This window comes from Carboxylicivirga mesophila (genome assembly GCF_018271975.1).
GTDB lineage: Bacteria > Bacteroidota > Bacteroidia > Bacteroidales > Marinilabiliaceae > Carboxylicivirga > Carboxylicivirga mesophila.
In genome coordinates, this window is record NZ_JAGUCN010000025.1 from 35,693 (window position 1) to 54,731 (window position 19,039).

At 41.1% G+C, this 19,039-nt stretch carries 16 protein-coding genes; 7 read left to right on the forward strand and 9 right to left on the reverse strand.

The features are described from left to right. The first annotated feature begins 59 nt into the window (after positions 1 to 59). The 4 genes from KEM09_RS18015 (at position 60) to KEM09_RS18030 (ending at position 4,952) form a co-directional block, all read left to right on the forward strand. Positions 60 to 1,604, forward strand: a complete 1,545-nt coding sequence (locus KEM09_RS18015) for a TldD/PmbA family protein (RefSeq protein ID WP_212230425.1) — start codon at positions 60 to 62, stop codon at positions 1,602 to 1,604. 27 nt (positions 1,605 to 1,631) lie between these two features. After that, the gene (locus KEM09_RS18020; RefSeq protein ID WP_212230427.1) at positions 1,632 to 2,951 is read left to right on the forward strand and encodes a TldD/PmbA family protein; all 1,320 of its coding nucleotides are present in this window, start codon (positions 1,632 to 1,634) and stop codon (positions 2,949 to 2,951) included. Between the two features lie 139 nt (positions 2,952 to 3,090). Next, positions 3,091 to 4,125 carry an oxygen-dependent tRNA uridine(34) hydroxylase TrhO gene (gene trhO, locus KEM09_RS18025; RefSeq protein ID WP_212230429.1) on the forward strand — a complete coding sequence of 345 codons (1,035 nt, stop codon included), beginning with the start codon at positions 3,091 to 3,093 and terminating at the stop codon, positions 4,123 to 4,125. Positions 4,126 to 4,190: 65 nt separating this feature from the next. Then, positions 4,191 to 4,952 (forward strand): exodeoxyribonuclease III, encoded by a 762-nt coding sequence (locus tag KEM09_RS18030; RefSeq protein WP_212230431.1) that lies wholly within the window; start codon positions 4,191 to 4,193, stop codon positions 4,950 to 4,952. Between the two features lie 86 nt (positions 4,953 to 5,038). On the opposite strand, the gene KEM09_RS18035 is transcribed toward KEM09_RS18030, so the two are convergent. The 7 genes from KEM09_RS18035 to KEM09_RS18065 form a co-directional block, all read right to left on the reverse strand. Next, positions 5,039 to 5,452 (reverse strand): acyl-CoA thioesterase, encoded by a 414-nt coding sequence (locus KEM09_RS18035; protein ID WP_212230433.1) that lies wholly within the window; start codon positions 5,450 to 5,452, stop codon positions 5,039 to 5,041. 277 nt (positions 5,453 to 5,729) lie between these two features. Further along, entirely contained in the window at positions 5,730 to 6,890 is a 1,161-nt protein-coding gene (locus KEM09_RS18040; protein WP_212230435.1) for a zinc-dependent metalloprotease, read from the reverse strand. Positions 6,891 to 6,971: 81 nt separating this feature from the next. Continuing rightward, positions 6,972 to 8,384, reverse strand: coding sequence for a RagB/SusD family nutrient uptake outer membrane protein (locus KEM09_RS18045; protein WP_212230437.1), 1,413 nt, complete (start codon positions 8,382 to 8,384; stop codon positions 6,972 to 6,974). A 17-nt stretch (positions 8,385 to 8,401) separates the two neighbouring features. Beyond that, entirely contained in the window at positions 8,402 to 11,752 is a 3,351-nt protein-coding gene (locus KEM09_RS18050) for a SusC/RagA family TonB-linked outer membrane protein (RefSeq protein ID WP_212230439.1), read from the reverse strand. 106 nt (positions 11,753 to 11,858) lie between these two features. Further along, complete coding sequence (locus tag KEM09_RS18055) at positions 11,859 to 12,836, reverse strand: FecR family protein (RefSeq protein WP_212230441.1); 978 nt, start codon at positions 12,834 to 12,836, stop codon at positions 11,859 to 11,861. Positions 12,837 to 12,918: 82 nt separating this feature from the next. Then, positions 12,919 to 13,518, reverse strand: a complete 600-nt coding sequence (locus KEM09_RS18060; RefSeq protein WP_212230443.1) for an RNA polymerase sigma-70 factor — start codon at positions 13,516 to 13,518, stop codon at positions 12,919 to 12,921. A 126-nt stretch (positions 13,519 to 13,644) separates the two neighbouring features. Further along, positions 13,645 to 14,814, reverse strand: coding sequence for an alkaline phosphatase (locus tag KEM09_RS18065; protein ID WP_212230445.1), 1,170 nt, complete (start codon positions 14,812 to 14,814; stop codon positions 13,645 to 13,647). Between the two features lie 177 nt (positions 14,815 to 14,991). On the opposite strand from KEM09_RS18065, the gene KEM09_RS18070 reads away from it, so the two are divergent. Beyond that, on the forward strand, positions 14,992 to 15,471 hold the full coding sequence (locus KEM09_RS18070; RefSeq protein WP_212230447.1) for a low molecular weight protein-tyrosine-phosphatase: 480 nt from the start codon (positions 14,992 to 14,994) through the stop codon (positions 15,469 to 15,471). Further along, positions 15,464 to 16,312, forward strand: coding sequence for a fructosamine kinase family protein (locus tag KEM09_RS18075; protein ID WP_212230448.1), 849 nt, complete (start codon positions 15,464 to 15,466; stop codon positions 16,310 to 16,312). The genes KEM09_RS18070 and KEM09_RS18075 overlap by 8 nt, the downstream gene beginning before the upstream one ends. 53 nt (positions 16,313 to 16,365) lie before the next feature. Here the strand turns inward: KEM09_RS18075 and gluP are convergent, their stop codons facing one another. Continuing rightward, a complete protein-coding gene (gene gluP / locus KEM09_RS18080) occupies positions 16,366 to 17,580 on the reverse strand; it encodes a glucose/galactose MFS transporter (protein WP_212230449.1) in 1,215 nt (404 codons plus the stop codon). Between the two features lie 124 nt (positions 17,581 to 17,704). Continuing rightward, positions 17,705 to 18,160, reverse strand: coding sequence for a UPF0158 family protein (locus KEM09_RS18085; protein ID WP_212230450.1), 456 nt, complete (start codon positions 18,158 to 18,160; stop codon positions 17,705 to 17,707). A 213-nt stretch (positions 18,161 to 18,373) separates the two neighbouring features. Here KEM09_RS18085 and KEM09_RS18090 point away from each other — a divergent pair, with 213 nt between their 5' ends. Beyond that, positions 18,374 to 18,961 (forward strand): RNA polymerase sigma-70 factor, encoded by a 588-nt coding sequence (locus KEM09_RS18090; protein WP_212230451.1) that lies wholly within the window; start codon positions 18,374 to 18,376, stop codon positions 18,959 to 18,961. Positions 18,962 to 19,039: the final 78 nt, after the last annotated feature.

Here is a 19,039-nt window from a genome sequence, read left to right on the forward strand (position 1 = left end):
ACAAACCCATGAGCAAAGCAGCCTTGCTTTTCTGTTGCTTTGCCCTAAAATCTTTGAAAATGAAAGCAATTATTAATCGAAGAGATTTCTTAAAGGCCGGAGCGGTAACAGCTGTTGGTGCAGCTGTTCTTCCCCACGTTCTTTCCGGTTGCACAACCGGGCCGGCAAAAATCGGAGGTAACATGACTATTCACGACTATCTGGAGCACTTTGGTGTAACCGAGCAGATGATTCAGCAAATCATTGCAGAAGGCCTGTCAAAAGGCGGCGATTATTGCGACTTATTCTTCCAGCACAGCATTGGCAATTACATTGGTTTAGAAGACAATGCTGTTAACAGAGCCTACTCCGACATCAGCTTTGGTGTTGGTATCCGTGTATTAAAAGGCGACCAAACCGGTTATTCATTCAGCGAGGAGGTTAGTTTAAACGCTATGAAGTCAGCTGCCCGCACAGCAGCTAACATTGCCAACAGCAGTGCCACCGTTGAGCCTGTTGCATTCGAATCGCCAAAGCTACCCAGCTACTACATGATAAAAACGCCATGGGAAGAAATATCTATCAACGAAAAAATACCATATCTGCAGCAGGTGAATGATAAAGTTTTTGCTATGGACAGCCGTGTAATTAAATCAAATGTATGGTTTAACGACGAAACTTCTTACGTGCTGTTTGCCAACTCCGAAGGCCTTATGACTTGTGATTACCAACCAATGGCACAGTTATCGGTAAGTGTAACGGCTGAGCAAAATGGCCAGAAAGAGCAAAATTATTTTGACTACTCAGGTCGCCGTGGTATTGAATTCTTTACACCCGAGGCAATTAACACTCTGGCAACCGAAGCTGTTAAGCGAACTGTGTCATTGTTTGATGCCGTTAAACCTAAAGCTGGCGAATTACCAGTTGTACTGGCAGCCGGTAGCTCAGGTATTTTGCTGCATGAAGCCATAGGGCACGGTATGGAAGCAGACTTTAATCGTAAGGAGACTTCTATTTTTAGTGATAAAATTGGCAAGAAAGTGGCCAATGACTTTGTAACAATTGTTGACGATGGAACGAACCCTAATATTCGCGGTTCTATTAATGTAGATGATGAAGGTAATAACACAGAAAAAACGTATCTGGTGGCCGGTGGTACCATGGAGTCGTATCTGCACGACCGCATCAGTGCCCAGCATTATGGCGTGAAACCAACCGGTAATGGCCGACGCGAATCGTTCCGTCACATGCCAATGCCTCGTATGCGTAACACGTACATGGAAAACGGTCCGCATAAAAAAGATGAAATCATTGAAAGTGTGAAATATGGTGTTTATGCTGAATCATTCTCCAATGGTCAGGTGATGATTGGTGCCGGTGATTTCACTTTCTACGTTAAATCGGGTTACCTCATCGAAGATGGAAAGCTAACGCGTCCTATTAAGGACATCAACATAATTGGTAACGGACCAAAAGTACTGGCCGATATCGAGATGGTGGCTGATGACCTGAAGATGGCTGAAGGCGGCTGGACCTGTGGTAAAAACGGACAAGGTGTGCCGGTATCGCAAGGTTTACCAACTGTAAAAGTATCCAAGATCACCGTTGGTGGTGTAAATGCTTAATCTATCTAACCCGAAAAACGAACAACAATGAACAATAAAGAACGAAAAGAACTGGCCATGTGGGCCGTTGAATTCGCCAAACAAAAAGGTGCCAGCGAAGTAGCTGCATCTATCAACAACTCGCGCTCGGTTGAAATTGAGGTACGCGAGCAGAAAATTGAGAAGATCAAAGAATCAACCACAAATGGGTTGTCGTTGAATATTTATCGCGATCATAAGTACTCAGGACATTCAACCAACAATTTGAATAAAAAAGATCTGGAGAAATTTATCACTGAGGCGGTTGAGGCCACAAAATACCTGACGGCAGATGAATTCCGCGAATTGCCAGATCCTTCACTCTATCCGGCTGATTTAAATCGGGATCTAAAAATTGAGGATAAAAGCTACAACAGTGTTGCACCTGAACAGCGTGTTCAAATTGCTAAAGAAATTGAACAAGTGGCCCGCTCAAAGAGTGATAAAATCATCTCGGCAACCGGAGGTTTTAGTGATGACTATTCAGAAAGTGTGCTTGTTCATAGCAACGGTCTTATAGCCGAACGTGCCTCTACCTCATTCTGGGCAGGTGGTGAAGTAACCGTCAGAGATGGTGATGCCCGACCTGAAGGTTATCATTGGGGTGGCAGTCGTCACTTTAAAACCATGCCCACTCCGGAGGAGCTGGGTAGTAAAGCGGCAGAAAATGCCATCCGTAAGATGGGTCAAACTAAAATTGCATCTGGCAAATACGATATGCTGATTGAAAATCGTACAGCCGGTCGTTTATTGTATATGTTTGTAAGACCAATGTCAGCACGTGCCCTTCAGCAGAAGAGTTCATATCTGGATGGTATGCTGGGCCAGGAAATTGCATCTCCTGTATTGACGGTCATTGACGATCCTTTGATGGAAGGTGGTTTTGCTTCAAGGCTTTACGATGGACAAGGCATTGCTGCCAGACAGCGCACCATGATTGAAAAAGGCGTATTGAAAGAGTACTATGTTGATAACTACTATGGCAAAAAGCTGGGTATGACACCTAATGGCGGCTCAACCTCCAATATACGCTTCGATTTGGGCACACGTGGTTTTGATGCTATCGTTAAAGATATCAACAAGGGTATTTTTGTAACTTCATTTAACGGTGGTAACTCCAACTCAACTACCGGCGATTTCTCTTTCGGAGTTTCAGGATTCCTCGTTGAAGGCGGTAAAATTATCAAGCCTGTCAATGAAATGAATATATCCGGTAATGCGAAAGAATTCTGGAAGCAACTGGCTGAATTGGGCAATGATCCATACCAGTACTCAAGCATTCTTAGTCCTACCCTTGTATTTAAGGATATTGATTTTAGCGGACTATGATGCTAATAAATTGTATTTAAAAATATCTAATACATGATTAGAGCAAGGGGCTGCCGATAAAGCAGCCTCTTCTTTTGTTGGATGCTCTATTTTCAGACTTTAAGGTATTTTTATATTTTTGTGCTCTAATTTGAAAATTATGGATCCGAATAGCAGCAAAAAGCACCTGATTAACCTCCTCAGCCCGGAAGAGTTAAAAGAACGTTTGGCAAACGAAACCTTTAAACGCACGACTGTTTCGTTTTACCGATATGTGATTATTGATGATCCGGCTGAAATGCGCGACCAGCTCTTTTCTGCCTGGAATAAGCTGCAGTGTTATGGACGCATATACATCTCCAAAGAAGGAATAAATGCACAGATGAGTGTTCCTGACCACCTGTGGCACGACTTTAAAGAGCAACTACATGCTATCCCACAGTTTAAGGACATACCATTCAAAATAGCCGTTGAAGATGATGGTCAGTCGTTTTTGAAACTACAGATTAAAGTACGTGAACAAATTGTTGCCGATGGCTTAAAGCCCCATGAGTACGACGTAACAAATATAGGCAAACACCTGACAGCCAAAGAATGGAACACTGCCATTGAAGAAGGTGCCATTGTGGTAGATATGCGCAATCATTACGAAAGCGAAATTGGCCGTTTTGAAGGCGCCATACTTCCGGATGCAGAAACATTTAAGGAGGAATTACCAGAGGTTGTTGATAAACTGAAAAACAACAAAGACCAGAAAATCCTGCTCTATTGCACTGGTGGCGTGCGTTGTGAAAAAACCAGCGCCTACCTTAAGCACCACGGCTTTTCGGATGTTAACCAGCTACTGGGAGGTATTATTGATTACACCCGCCAGGTTGAAACTGAGCAGATAGAGAATAAGTTCGTTGGTAAGAACTTTGTATTTGACAATCGTTTAGGTGAACGAATAAGTGATACTGTCATCAGCCATTGCCACCAATGTGGTGCACCCTGCGATACACATACCAATTGCGCTAACAAACGCTGCAACCTGCTATTTATCCAATGCGAGAGCTGTAAAGCTAAATATGATGCCTGCTGTGGCGATGATTGTCAAACTTACTTTCTGGCCCCGCAGGATGAGAAAGAAGCTTTGGAACAACGACTGGTGTTTAAAAGAGGAAAACGCTTTCATCGACCTAATCAAACGGCATAAACAATATCATTTTGCAGCCTAAGGCAGATTCACTATTTTGCAACTCAACCAAAATTAATGACTTTATGAAGATTGTATCGTGGAACGTCAATGGTATCAGAGCGGTTCTAAAAAAAGACTTTGCGGAATCGTTCGCTTCCATGGAGGCCGATATCCTATGCCTGCAGGAAACAAAAGCGCAGGATGACCAGGTAAAAGAGGCTCTGGCTGAATTTAAAGACTATCATATTTATTCCAATTCGGCAGTTAAAAAGGGTTACTCAGGTACAGCTATCATCAGCAAGCAGGCACCATTGAGCATCACAAAAGATATGGGCATTGAAGAGCACGACCAGGAAGGACGTGTACTGTGTGCCGAATATGAGGATTTTTATCTGGTAACGGTATATGTTCCTAATTCGGGAAGTGAATTAAAGCGATTGGATTACCGCCAGACTTGGGACGAGGATTTCTTCAACTATCTGAAGAACCTTGAAGCTACCAAGCCGGTTCTGGTTTGCGGAGATTTTAATGTCGCTCACACAGAAATTGATCTGGCACGTCCAAAACCCAATTACAACAAGTCAGCCGGCTATATGCAGGAAGAAATCGATGGGATGGATCGCTTTACGCAGGGCGGCTTTAAGGATACCTTTCGTCATTTTTACCCTGATGTAACTGATAAGTACTCATGGTGGAGCTACCGGGCCGGTGCACGCGGCAAAAATGTAGGCTGGAGAATCGATTATTTTCTGGCAAGCGAGGGTTTTCTGCCTCAGTTAAAGGGTGCCTTTATTCTCAATGACATTATGGGCTCTGACCATTGCCCTGTTGGCATCGAGCTGTAAGCTCAGTCAGAAGATAACTAGTCAGAAGGCAGAAGTATTGGTGGATGCTACATTATTGCTGCAGCAAAGTAGCATCCTCAACTATTTTATTCTTTCTGTCCGCCGTTCGTTAAAGCCTCAGCCAACTCGTTACAAACAGCCAGTTTGCCTTCAACTAATGTGGTAGTGGTGACGATGCCTTTCAAACAGAGCTTTTCATCAGGCAGGCGATAGATATCCTGGTAGAACATGTATTTGATACCCTTGTGCTCCACTCTTGTGCGCACCACAAAACGGTCATTGCTTTTCAAGGGTGTTTTATAAGACAAGTCGATACGTGCTACTACAGCTACAATATTTCTATCATACAGTTCTTTAAAATTAACGCCCAGCGAGTCGAGGAATTCATGACGCGTATGTTCCAGATAATTTTGGTAAACAGAGTTATTAACAATCCCCTGCAGATCACATTCGTAATCACGCACTTTAAACTCCAGCTCGTAATCGTAGTTATTAGCCATAATCAAAAAATTTAGCTGCGAATGTAAAAATAAAAAAGGTGGCCCGAAAGCCACCTTCCATTAATCATCTCAGAATATTCTAAACCTTTAGTCCCTATGATTAATGTTGATAGTGCCGGCGCACGTTTGCGAGGCTTAACTATCTTCAGACAGATGATTTTGGGATTATTGTAAATGTCTTTTTTGTTGTCATAGATTTATGAGATGAGAACCCACCTTTGCAGGTTCTCATCTCAGTATAAATCCAAATCACACACTAATATTTCAATACAGATACCTATTGAATCATTATTTTTTTTGTTACAGACTTTTCTCCAACAATAATTTTCAGGAAGTACATGCCTGGCACATGGAAATAAACGGGCTGATTATCAGAATGTGCTACGCGGTTACCGAGCACATCGTAAAGTTCAGCTTTAAATCCAGGCAGGCCGGTAATATTTATAACTCCTTTTGAAGGGTTGGGATAAACCTTAATATGGTTGTTAAATTCATCATTGATACCAACAGTCACTTCATCATAAATACCAGTAAACTTTTGATTGTCTTCAGACCATAGGTTTGATCGGTATTCATGCTCAAGCCAGTAATGCATGTATTGAATCTGACCTTTGGTGAACATGGACGTACAGCCCGAATAATCCATGAAGTTTTCGGTATTGACCAACCCGTCATTACACAAATTTCCTTTTCGGCATTCCCAGGTGTAGCAGCGTGTTTCAGGTGTATCGTCTATACCGTCGTCACCACAGTAGTCGTAGCTACTGCCAAAGGTATGCGACAGTCCCAGGTAGTGTCCCACCTCATGAGCTAATACATTGTCGCTGGATGTTCCGTACAGGTACTTATGGTTATAAACAATGCCTGCCATCTTCCCGCCTCCGTCTGTATCAGGCAAGTAAGACCAACCAGTTCCATTATTGGAACTATTAACATTGTAGGTTACCCAAATCTGCAGATAACGTTGTATCCCCGAATAATCGCCTCCCATGTTCCAGTTGGCCTGTCTTTTTAAGGTGGCATTGCATCCGGGATTATCACCTTTTATATCCCTTGTGTGATAGGTGATGCCATTGGTTGCATTGCCATATGGATCTTTCTGCGCCAGGTGAAATACAATTTTACTATCCTGTATGAGCGGCTTGAAAACATCCTGCACCTGGCTTATCATTGGATTTTTTGCAGCGAAATTCTCATTCAGCAGTTTGATAACCTTTTGTGCTTTATCAAGGCTTAACTTACTCTGCGGATTATAAGGATCAAAAACATGAAACACAACCGGTATATGATATTCCCGGCCAGTTGCTTTTAACATACTTAAGGCATGAGCTGGTAAAGCGTGCACATCGGTTGTACTGCAAACATGCTCTGGTTTAACATCCTGCGCATAGCCAGCCAGGGCACTGAAAAATAAAGCTAACAAAAGTATCTTTCTCATTATTGTCGAAATTTGAGGGCAGTATCACTACCGCCCTCATATGTGTTCATTCAATTTTTATGGGCTGAGATGCTTCGTGAATTAATACCCTCCAGTCTGCTTCATGTTGGTATTGTTTCGCATCTCGTATTCACTAATGGGGTATGCGAATGATTTATCAGGATAAGATACCAATGGTTTCTGCGGTATTTCAGGGCGAACAATATCCTTTTGATACCTGGCCAAATCAAATAACCTCAATCCTTCAAAGGCAAATTCAAGTTGTCGCTCTTTCAAAATTACTTCTGCATCAACTGATGTCAGTGTAGAAGCACCTCGTTTACCTCTGATAACATTCAGATCATTTAGCGGCGTATCGCCAATTGAAGTAGCAGCTCTCAGGTTAGCTTCAGCTCTAATCAGGTACATCTCCGAATAGCGGATTACCTTGGTATTATTCACATTGGTATTATTGCCTTCACCCGGATATTTGTAAATACTATATCCATCAGCTCCATTATCCTGAATCACACTTCGGCGCACATCGTCATCTTCATACATGGCCAACAAGCTAACCGGCACACCAAGATCCTGATAACTAAGATAAATACCACCTATTGATTCACTGCGACCAGGAAAATTACTGTCACTAGGATCCATGTTAATTTCAAATACACTTTCGAAACCATCAACTCGTTTCAGCGACCAGTATTCGGTGTAGTTATCAACATCTAATAATTGATACCTGTTTGACTTAATGACCTCATCAGCCATTTTAGCTGCCAAAGCCCAATCTTCTTTGTAGAGTGCCACACGGGCCAGCAAAGCTTTAGCAGTAGTCTGCGAAATATATACGCATCCCTTAGTGTTTTCCAGCAAAGAGATGGCCATCTGCAAGTCAGCAATGATATAGTCATATACTTCTTTTACTGTGTTACGGGCTGGTTCTTCAACAGCACTATTGAGTTTGTAAGGTACGCCCACATGGCCCCCGTTTCCGTTGGCACCTTCCTCAAGGGATGCATCATTAAACGTATAATGCTGGCTGAAGAAATTGACCAGATTAAAGTGCATCAATGCTCTGATGACCAAAGCCTCACCTTTTAAGTTATCGATGGATGATTGTGGCGCATTTTCTTTATCAAAGTTATCTGCATCAATGGCATCAATCACATTATTGGCCGAAGTAATAGCCATATACGCATTGCTCCATAAACCTGATGCCGTTGAAGTTGGAAAGAAAATCATATTCAACTCATCCGCATATCGATCCGTCTCGGCTGCCGTGTTACGAATCAAATCATCGGCCTTGCACGAACCTGAAATTGGAATAAATCCGCCATACAGGTCGGTACGCATTAAGTAAACATACAGGCCATTGGTGCTGCTTTCCAATTTAGAATAGGTCGATAAGGCCTGTTCTTTATCGATATCCCCAAATGGATTTCTATCAATAAAGTCCTCTGAACATCCAAGTAATAAGATGAATGAAATAATATATAGTAGCTTTTTCATTGTATTTTTATGCTAGATTAAAAATCTAAATTAACTCCAAAAATAAATGTACGCGGGTTTGGCACAGCGTTATACGAGTAGCCATTGATGCCCACTTCCGGATCGAGACCGCTTACATTGGACCATGTCATCAGGTTGGTGGCCTGAAAGTAGATATTGGCATTTTGTATATGAGCCTTCTGTATCCAGTTTTTAGGAATGGTATAGCCTAATCGTAACGTTTTTAGTCTCAGGTATGAGCCATCTTCCAGCCACCTTGAGCTAACCCACTCATTACTTTGCGTATCGTTATAGGCGATTGGTTTTGGCACATCAGTCACCTGTCCGGGTGTTTTCCAGTAGTTATTAGCTACATAAGCCGTCACAGGTCCTGAACTGCGCGTTCCCACATCCGAACCATCGTGCTCGCGGTAAACCCTTTCCGAGAACATCACCTCATTACCCGTTACACCGTAAAACATAAAGCTCAATTCGATGCCTTTAAAGCTTAATGTATTAGTCAAACTACCATAAATGTCCGGCTCTGGACTTCCGCAATAGTCGCGCGCTGCCTCTCCATAGTTTTCAGTCTTGTTCCCATTCTCATCGTACCACCAGGCCATACCATTATCAGGATTTACCCCGGCATATTGAAACAGGTTCCATTCGGTGTACTTACCTCCCACGCGTCGCTTCTGAAACGAACCATTATTCATTTCTTCCATTCCTTCGCCAAGGCTGATAATCTCGCTGGATGGCAATGTGAAATTAAGGTCAGTTGTCCATTTAAAATTGCCATTGAAATTGATAGAGCTAAGCGCTACCTCTAAACCTTTATTCAAAATTTCACCGCTATTCACAAGGATAGATGACTGACCTGATGTTTGCGATATTTCTTCATTCAACAACAGATCGTTGGTATTTCTCCAATAGTATTCAATAGTACCTGAAATTCTATTAAACAAACCCAGGTCAACACCTATGTTAGTGGTTTTGGCACTCTCCCATCGCAGATTGGTGTTTTCAATTTGCTTAGGGTAAAGTGCTAAGCCCGAGTTATATTTGTCGGCCTGGTATAAACCTTTACTGGCATAACTGCTAATACCACTATTACCTGTCTCACCATATGATGCTCTTAATTTCAGGTTATTAATCCATGATACATTAAAGAAATCTTCATTGGATAAGGTATATCCTAACGAGAAAGATGAGAAGGTAGCCCATTTATTATCAGCTCCAAATTTACTACTGGCATCACGGCGAATACTGGCACTTACGTAGTACTTACTGTCGAAGCTATACGACGCATTTGAAAAGTATGAGATACCCGAATTTTCAATGCGTGAACCTCCAACTTCCTGCTCATCAGAAGTTCCGTCAAGGTTTGGAATATCCGGATCTATTTTTGTTCCGCCGGCATACACCCACCAGTTGCTATATTCGCGTGCTTCCTGCCCAAGCATCACATTCAGGCTATGTGCGCCATTAAACACTTTACTATAAGTTAAGGTATTACTAATATTCCACTTGTAATACTTATTATTAACAGCATAGTAACCGCCTCCCCAATCGATAGCATTGGCGGCCGATGGATCAAAATACTGGTCATCATCAACATCTTTCCAATCCAGACCAAATACACTTTTAGCCTTGATATTATCAGTAATATCAAGTTCTACATAGGTTGAGTTAACGATACTTACGGTGCGGTTCTGCATTGAATTAACATCAATAATATGCAGGGTGTTGTAGTTACCATTAGAACCGCCAAGATCATGATTAAATTCGCCATCCTCAGTGTGCGACGAATAAAATGGTAAAGTCCAGAAGGAAGCTGCCACCGGGTTGGCCCAAGCCCAGCCATCCATCACATAATTTTGTTTGCTGCGGCTCACCTGAATGTTATTCCCAAACTTGAGGAATTTATTTAAGCGATGATTTAGGTTTACACGCCCACTAAAGCGGTCGAAATTAGTGCCCACCACAGTACCTTCCTGATTTAGGTAACCGGCACTAACAAAGAAGTCAGTTTTCTCATTTCCACCGCTTAAGCTAACATTGTAATTATCATACGAACCTGCTTGAGTATACGCATCCCACCAGTCAAAATTGGTATCGGCAAGTGAATTGGGGAAATAGAGTCCCTCCTCTACCATTGGATCATACCAATCGGCATAATTGCCATCAGGATCAAAGCGCTCGCCGGCATTTCTGGAAGCATCCTGAAAGTATTGAACCAAATCTTCGCTATTGGCATTCTTGTTTTTGGCATTAGTCAATGTTGATACACCTTTCTCTACATTAACATTCACCTTTGTTTTGCCACTTTTACCACTTTTTGTGGTGATGATGATAACGCCATTACTTGCACGCGAACCATAGATAGCTGTAGCAGCAGCATCTTTCATAATCGTCACGTTTTCGATATCGTTACTGTTCAACGAGCTCAAAAAGTTAGAGCGGCTATCATCAGCCCAGTCACCAACACGGCCAGTTAACACCGGCACACCATCTACAATGTATAGCGGTGAATTGGAGGCATTAATACTACCACTTCCCCTGATGACAACTTCGGCATAACTACCTGGGTTACCCACAGCACTGCTCACCACCACACCAGCTGTGTTACCCTGAAGCGCTTTATCGAAGCTCGAGGTAGAAACACGTTGGAGCTCATCGCCTTTAACTGTGGAAACTGAACTGGTTAAGGCTTCGCGACGCTGAACGCCGTATCCAACTACCACTACATCATCCAGCTGCTCACTTTCAGTTACCAGCGTAATATTCAGGCTTGTTCGCCCTGCTGCATTAACTTCCTGCTTTTCAAAGCCAATGTATGAAAAGACAATTATCGCATCAGGATTAGATAATTCAATACTATAAGTGCCATCAAAGCCGGTGATCACACCATTTGTGGGTGAGGTTTTTTCGAAAACATTTACCCCTGGTAAAGGCTCTCCCAGTTCGTCGGTCACCTTCCCTGTTACGCGAATTGTCTGCTGTACAGATTCGTGATTTTTATTAAGGCTATGTACAAATATCAGATTATTATCCAACACTTTATAGGCGTATGGCAAGTCTTTAAAAGCCTCATCGAGCACATGATAAACATCGGCATCTGCAGCATTGACTTTGGTGGTCAGGCTGGCATCTACATCATCATTATTAAAGAAGAATTTATACTCAGTCTTATTTTCAACCTCTTTGAAAAGCTGAGCTAATTCAATTTTTGCTGAAGAAATGGTAATGGTTTTCTTTTGCGAAAAACCACTAGCCGAAACTTGCAGTAAACCAATGACAAGCAGTAGGCATGTAAGTCTCATAATTCGGTACAGTTTTATCATACCACTCTTTTCGAAAATGGCATGACGATCCAATTTTAATTTCATAGATTTGTAATGTTTAGGTTAAACTTAAACAGGATTTTAACTTTTAATAAGACCGGATGGTGTGGCAGCACTTTCCGGTTTTTAGTTTTCACTACATAGGTCTTATCTAATTAAGGGTTATATTAATAGTTCCATTAGTTCGCATATATTTTATGCCATTCGACATTGAAAGAATGTTCAGAACATCCTCAATACTTTCTTTTTCGAATGTGCCGGTGAATCGCAAGTCTTGAATGGCTGCATCAACAGTGATTGTAACACCATACCAGTTTTCCAGACGTTGTGCCAATACATGCAACGGTTCGTCTTTAAATACCAACTGTCCGCGAGTAATGGCCGTATATTTCTCTATATCTGGCTCAATCCTTTTTCTCAGTTCTTTAAGCCTTTTGTCATAAACCGATTTTTGCCCTGGCAATAAAACGCACCTTAGCTGTCGCTCGGGTATGGTTATTTGTACTTTACCTTCTTCCAGCACTGTTGTTACTATGGAAGCATCGGCACGCGCTTCCAACCTAAAACGCGTTCCCAATACCTTTACCACATGATTGCCCGATAACACTTCAAAAGGTTTACGGGCATTATGCCTGACATCAAAAAAAGCGTCGCCGTTTAAACGGACTGTTCTGTTTAGGTCATTAAATTCAGAACTATAGGTGAGCTCCGTCTGACCACTTAACCAAACGATAGTACCATCTGGCAATTGAACTTGTTGTCGTTCACCAGCTTTGGTTTGAAAGGTGTAGTATTTTAATTCCTCTTGTTGTTCGGTTAAAAACACTTTACCCACTAATAATGAAATAGCGATAAGAGCAGCAACTGCGGCATACTTCAGCCATTGGAAAGACGTCGACTTTTTCTCCCTGATTTCGGACTGCTTGATGCGGTCCTGGAATCTTAAAAAGGCCTTATGATTATTGAATTCATTTGGATGAGCCACATTCCATATATCACGCAACTCCACAAACTGCTTTTTAAAAGCAGCATCACTCTTCAGCAATGCTTTAAGCTCTTCAAGCTCAGCAATACTTGCCTCACCAGATAAGTACTTTATAGCTAATGATTCTTTATAATGATGGTCCATTGAGTGTGCCTTTTATTATATGATGCACCAGCACACAAAAACCCTGTACGTTTCTTTATTTTTTTTGAGATAAAATATTAGCCTATTGAATTACTGACAGATACAAAGCAACAATAACGGGACAATACCCCTTCAACTCATCTCGCAGATAAGCAAGTGCCCGGGTCATATGCATCTCCACTGTTTTAACCGAAATATCCAGCTGTTTGGCTATTTCCTTGTTTTTCAATCCTTCGTGACGCTTGAGAATAAATATAGTTCTCGCCTGCTGAGGCAAGTTGTTGATGGCTGTTTCGATAGCCTCCTCAATCTCTTTTAGTATCAAACTATCCTCTTCGGTAAATCCATCTAATAACTTACCTGAGGTAGCATTCTCAAATTCCTTTTGAATTTCCTGATGTTTCTGTTGTTGGCTATTCTGCTGACGAATGAAATACATGCAGTTGTTATAAACTGCCTGAAAAAGATAGCCCTGTAGTGATGTTTTTATAGAAATATCACCTTTCTGCCACATCTTATAAAATGTATCCGACACAACATCTTCGGCATACTCTTTTCGTTCAACGTAGCGCAAGGCATATGCGCATAGGCGCGAGTAATAGGTATTAAACAAATACTCATACACGTCCTTATGCCTCTCAATATTGCCGTTATTGATTTGAGGTCCTATGGTTTGATTCACTTTTAAACTTTATTGCCTGTGTAAAAATAGAAATTTATTCTAACAGGCAACATTTTTTAACAATTAAGATGGGCATAAAAAAAGGTGCCTCATCGGGCACCTTTCTATTTTATTAGCTAGTAAAAACTAGTCTTTATCGGCTTCTTTAAACTTAAAGAGCTTATACATTTTCTCAAAAATCTCTGTATTATTATACACTCCTGAAAACTGCTCAGCCCCGGCGCCAAAAGCAAAAACTGGCACCATCACAGGACTATGATCACCGGTTGTAAAAGCGGTTTTAACATGTCCTTTTTTAGGATCGCCATTTAATACCGACATACCGCCTGTTTCATGGTCAGCAGTTACAATTACTAAAGTCCGTCTATCTTCCATCGCAAACTTAAGCGCTTCAGCTAGTGCTTTATCCATATCCAGCACTTCTCCGGTGACATAGGAAGCATCATTCTGGTGACCTCCCCAGTCAATCTGGCTGCCTTCCACCATCAGGAAGAAACCTTTACCATCTGCATTATCAAGTACCTCGATAGCCTTAGCTGTTGACTTTGTAAGCATTTCGCCTCTATCGCGATACCCTGCGTTATGACCAACAGCTGTTAGCACTGCCAGCTTACCACTTGTGAACTCATCCACCTCTTCAACATTATAACCTACCCTGTAGCCTTTTTGGTTTAATTCAAGCACCAGGTTTCTTCCATCGGTACGCTTGGTAAAGAAATCAGCACCACCTCCTATAAATACATCAATATCGGTATTTAAAAAGTCAGCAGCAATCTCCTCATACATACTTCTCTTTGGCTGATGTGCAATAAAAGAAGCAGGTGTAGCATGCGTAATTGCCGATGTTGAAACTAATCCGGTTGCTTTACCATTCCTTTCAGAATACTCAAGGATTGTAGTGAGATTTTCACCATTAACATCCACCCCAATGGCGCCGTTATAGGTTCTTGTACCGGTCGACAATGCGGTACCACCGGCAGCAGAATCTGTCACATAGTTATCTGCACTTTGTGTTTTACTGAACCCAACATATGGCATTAATTCCATATTTAAACCGTTGTTAGCTGTAATTCCGCCAAAAACCTGAGATACGCCCATGCCATCACCTATAAAAAGAATAATATTTTTTGGGCGCTTTTTAAAGCGGATATCATCGTAGTTAATGGTTAAAACTTCATGAGTATTCTCAATGGTATACTCATATTTAGCATGAAGATCTTTATAATCTTCCTGAGCATTAGCTGTGAAACAAACCAATACCAACAGGGCTACAAAGGCTGTTTTAAAATTTCTCATATTGAAAGTTCATTACTTTATATTAATTGTCCAGGCAATTCTATTTTAATAGTCGATTCCCATTAATTCAAAAGGAAGCGTAAAAAAATCACTTTTCACTAAGAAAAACAACAAGTTTATTGGTTTGTTTATATTGTTTGTTGCAAATTCACTTTTTTAATTCAAATTAACTTTCTAATGGATAGGACCAAGATACTCTTTGTTTGTCTGGGTAACATATGTCGGAGCCCGAGCGCTGAAGCGGTAATGAACAGCTTGATTAAAGCCAAAGGAATAGAAGAACTTTTCGAGATTGATTCGGCTGGCATCACAGGATACCATGCTGGCGAACCCGCTGATCAACGGATGCAAAGGCATGCACTCAACAGAGATATTCATCTGACAAGCATTAGCCGGCAGGTTAAGAGTCCTGCTGATTTCGAGCACTTTGACTATATAATTGGTATGGACGACCAAAATATTGATGATCTGCACCAGTTAGCGCCCAACAAGCAACAGGCAAAGAAGATTAGTAAAATGACCGATTATTGCACACGGCATCAACACGATTCTGTCCCTGATCCTTATTACGGCGGAGCAGCCGGTTTTGAGCTGGTGCTTGACTTGCTTGAAGATGCCTGCGAAGGTTTATTGGAACATATTCAAAGCCATGAATAATTCAATTATTCAACAAATAGAAGATCAATTACAGTGCAGCATCACCAGTCAACAAACAACTGGTGGTGGTTGCATTGCCCAAACTTCGATTATTCAAACCAATGACGGTCGCAACTACTTTTTAAAGCAAGGCTTTGAAGGCAGCATGTTTCAAAAAGAAGCCAATGGCCTGATTGAGCTCCGCAAAGCGAAGGCTTTTGCTGTACCGGAGATTATTCTGGTAGCTAATAACTTTCTGTTACTTGAAGCCATAGAAACAGGTAATAAAGAAAATAGCTTCTTTAATACATTTGGTGTGGCATTTGCCCACCTCCACCAATACACCAATGATCAATTTGGTTTTTTTGAAGATAACTACATTGGTTCAACGCCTCAAATAAACAAGGCATCTACAAGCTGGATGGAGTTTTATTTCAATCACCGCTTGCTCTATCAATATCAATTGGCCGAACAAAACGGCTATGCAGATAAACATGTGAGAGATGGATTCCATATCATCGAAAAAAGGTTGCCTGCAATACTTGATGGCAGCGAGGAAAAGCCATGTCTTTTGCACGGTGATTTATGGGCAGACAATTACATGGTTGGCCCCAACGGTGAACCAGTATTAATTGATCCGGCCGTCTATTACGGACACCGGGAAGCGGACCTGGCTATGACGAAACTATTCGGAGGTTTTAGTGTTGAGTTCTATAACAGCTATTTCAATACTTATCCACTGAAAGAAGGCTATCAGTACCGCGAAAACATCTACCTCCTGTATCATGTACTCAACCACTTGAATTTGTTTGGAACATCCTACAGAAGTCAGGCTATCCAACTAATGAACAGTTATCGTTAACAGAAAAGGGTGCTCTTACGAACACCCTTCCATATACATTAGCTTGTATTAATCTATGTTCTGATTTTATGTCCTTTTATGCCATAGTACAAAATGAATAAAAAGCAAGGGATGCAAATCATATAAGCATTTTGAGCGCCAAATACATCTTTCAACGAGGCAAAAGCTGTTGGTATCAAAGCACCACCAACAATGGCAATAACCATCAATGAAGATCCCGCCTTGGTAAATTTACCCAACTCAGTCATCGCCAGGGGCCATAGAGCCGGCCACATTAACGAGCATCCCAATGCCATAAAAGCAATAAAATAAATGGAGTACTGTTCGGGCACCACTACGGTCATCACTGACCCAAACAAGGCCAGGTAGGCACAAATGCGCAAAGCCTTATCCTGACTAATATACTTAGGAATTAACAGAGCTCCGCAAATATATCCAATGACCATTCCAATTGGTGCAATCCATGCATAATATTCGGCATTTGCCAGGCCAAGTGTAGTAGCGTAATCGACCAGTGTACCCAGTGATATGGTTTCTACCCCAACATATAAAAACAGAGCCAGAACGCCCAATAAGAGGTGTGGAAACTGCCAAACAGAAGATTTGCTGGCTGCATACGGACAATCTTCACCATTTTCATCATCTTCACCAGCTGCTTTTACCTCCGGCAGTGGAGCTAATAGTGCCAATAGGCCTAAAAGCAGGAATACACCAATGATGATCATAAATGGTAAGTTGATATCCGTCAACTGCACCATATCTACTTCCTTTCCTATAACAAGCGCCAAAAACAAAGGAGCGATTGGCCAGGCCAGCTTATTGGCTATACCCATTATACTCATGCGTTTAGCAGCACTCTCGATAGGACCAAGTATGGTAATATAAGGATTTACGGAAGCTTGCAGAAAAGTATTTCCCATACCACTGATAAAAGAAGCCACAAGGAATAACGCTAAGCTCTCATTGTTAGCAGATGGAATAAACAGGTAGAAACCCACTGCAAACATTAAGAAAGATAATGCCATGGTATTTTTATAACCAATCTTACCAATTACCAAAGATGCCGGATAGCCAAACAACAGGAAGGCCGAGAAAGTGGCAGCCAGAACCAGGTAAGATTCTGTGGAGCTGATCTCAAGAGCCGAGTTTAATAAAGGAATTAAATAACTGTTAATGCCCAATGCAAACCCGATTGCAAAGAACATTAGCCCAATAATCGTTATAGGGACCAGAAAGCTTTTCTGGTCATGAGTATTAGTACTTGCCATATTCAATAGTTTTGTTTTAGTTTATTGATGTGGCAAATATACACTTAAAACAGAAAGCTGTCGTATTCTTACGGTTTAATATTGTATTCTTTCGTATTATTTTCTTTCGAAAGCCAATGTAATATTAATTGCAATTTTCGGATATCATATGTATACGCGCTTTACAAAACCTTCCTCGTAAGATGGTCCGCAATTGATCATTGTAATAAGTTTGCCATGCAGCTTGCATGTCACTTCCTATTTTCCGTATTTCAACCTGAAACTGCTCAATAGGCGTGCGGGTGCGCAAGGCCTTCACCAACCTAACGCTGTCAACCCTTTCCTGCTCTGTCGCAAAGTCCATCATCAGGTTAAATAATTCGCGGGATGTAAGAGGTTCAATTTTAAAATAGTTATCCGGATTTTCTTCTATTTCAGCATACAGCAACTCATAATCCTGATCATCAAAATCCATGAAGTCTATCTTCTCCTCAGTTTCGGGGAAAGCGACTATTCGATTACTACCTCGCTGAATATAAACACTTAGGTTATCATTTAATAGCTTAATGATACTATCGATCAGTTCTGATTTATTTTTCATCACTGTAATATTTAAGGTACGTGTGTTGCACCTAAAATTAATGATAATCTGCTAATATTTCAGGTTCAATTGACCAAAAGAATAAGAAAAAACAACAGAAGTAATTAAAATTGACATATCTCATAATTTGCATTTTCAATTGCGCTGTTTATTTTTACGTCTTTCAAAATATTTCATCCATCTACATAGAATCCAAAAAGGAAAGTATCTGAAATGCAGTATTCGCTTGATATAGATATGAGCCTCTTAAAATCGGGGCACGAAGCAACTTTCGAACAAGTGTATAATGCATTTTATAGCTCGCTCTATTTTTTTGCCAACCAATACATTAATAAAAATGCCGACGCAGAGAACCTGGTACAGGAAACCTTTCTGGCTTTATGGATGTACAAAGAAAACCTTTCAGGTAACACTCCCGGTTCTATTAAAGCATGGCTTTACACCACCCTTAAAAATAAGTGCCTGAATCACCTGGAAAAAGAATCTCATAAATTAAACTACAATAACCACCAGCTTCATCAGTATAAAATAGATATAGATATCCTGGGGCATATGGAAATTTCTGAAGTAACATTCGATGAAATTGAACGGTTGCTATACAAAGCACTGGAACAAATGCCTGAACAGTGCCGGCGCGTATTTGAAATGAGCCGATTCAAAAATCTAAAAAATAAAGAAATAGCCAATAGCCTGAATATCTCAACCAAGGCCGTGGAAGCAAACATTACCCGTGCACTTAAACATCTGCGTATTCATCTGAAAGATTATCTTCCCTTGTGCATTCTGCTGGGTTTACTCTAGTCAATTTATAGTTAAAGCCTCAATATAGGGTATTATTTGGTTTACCTGTCTTAATATTAAGATGAAGCCATTCCTTAA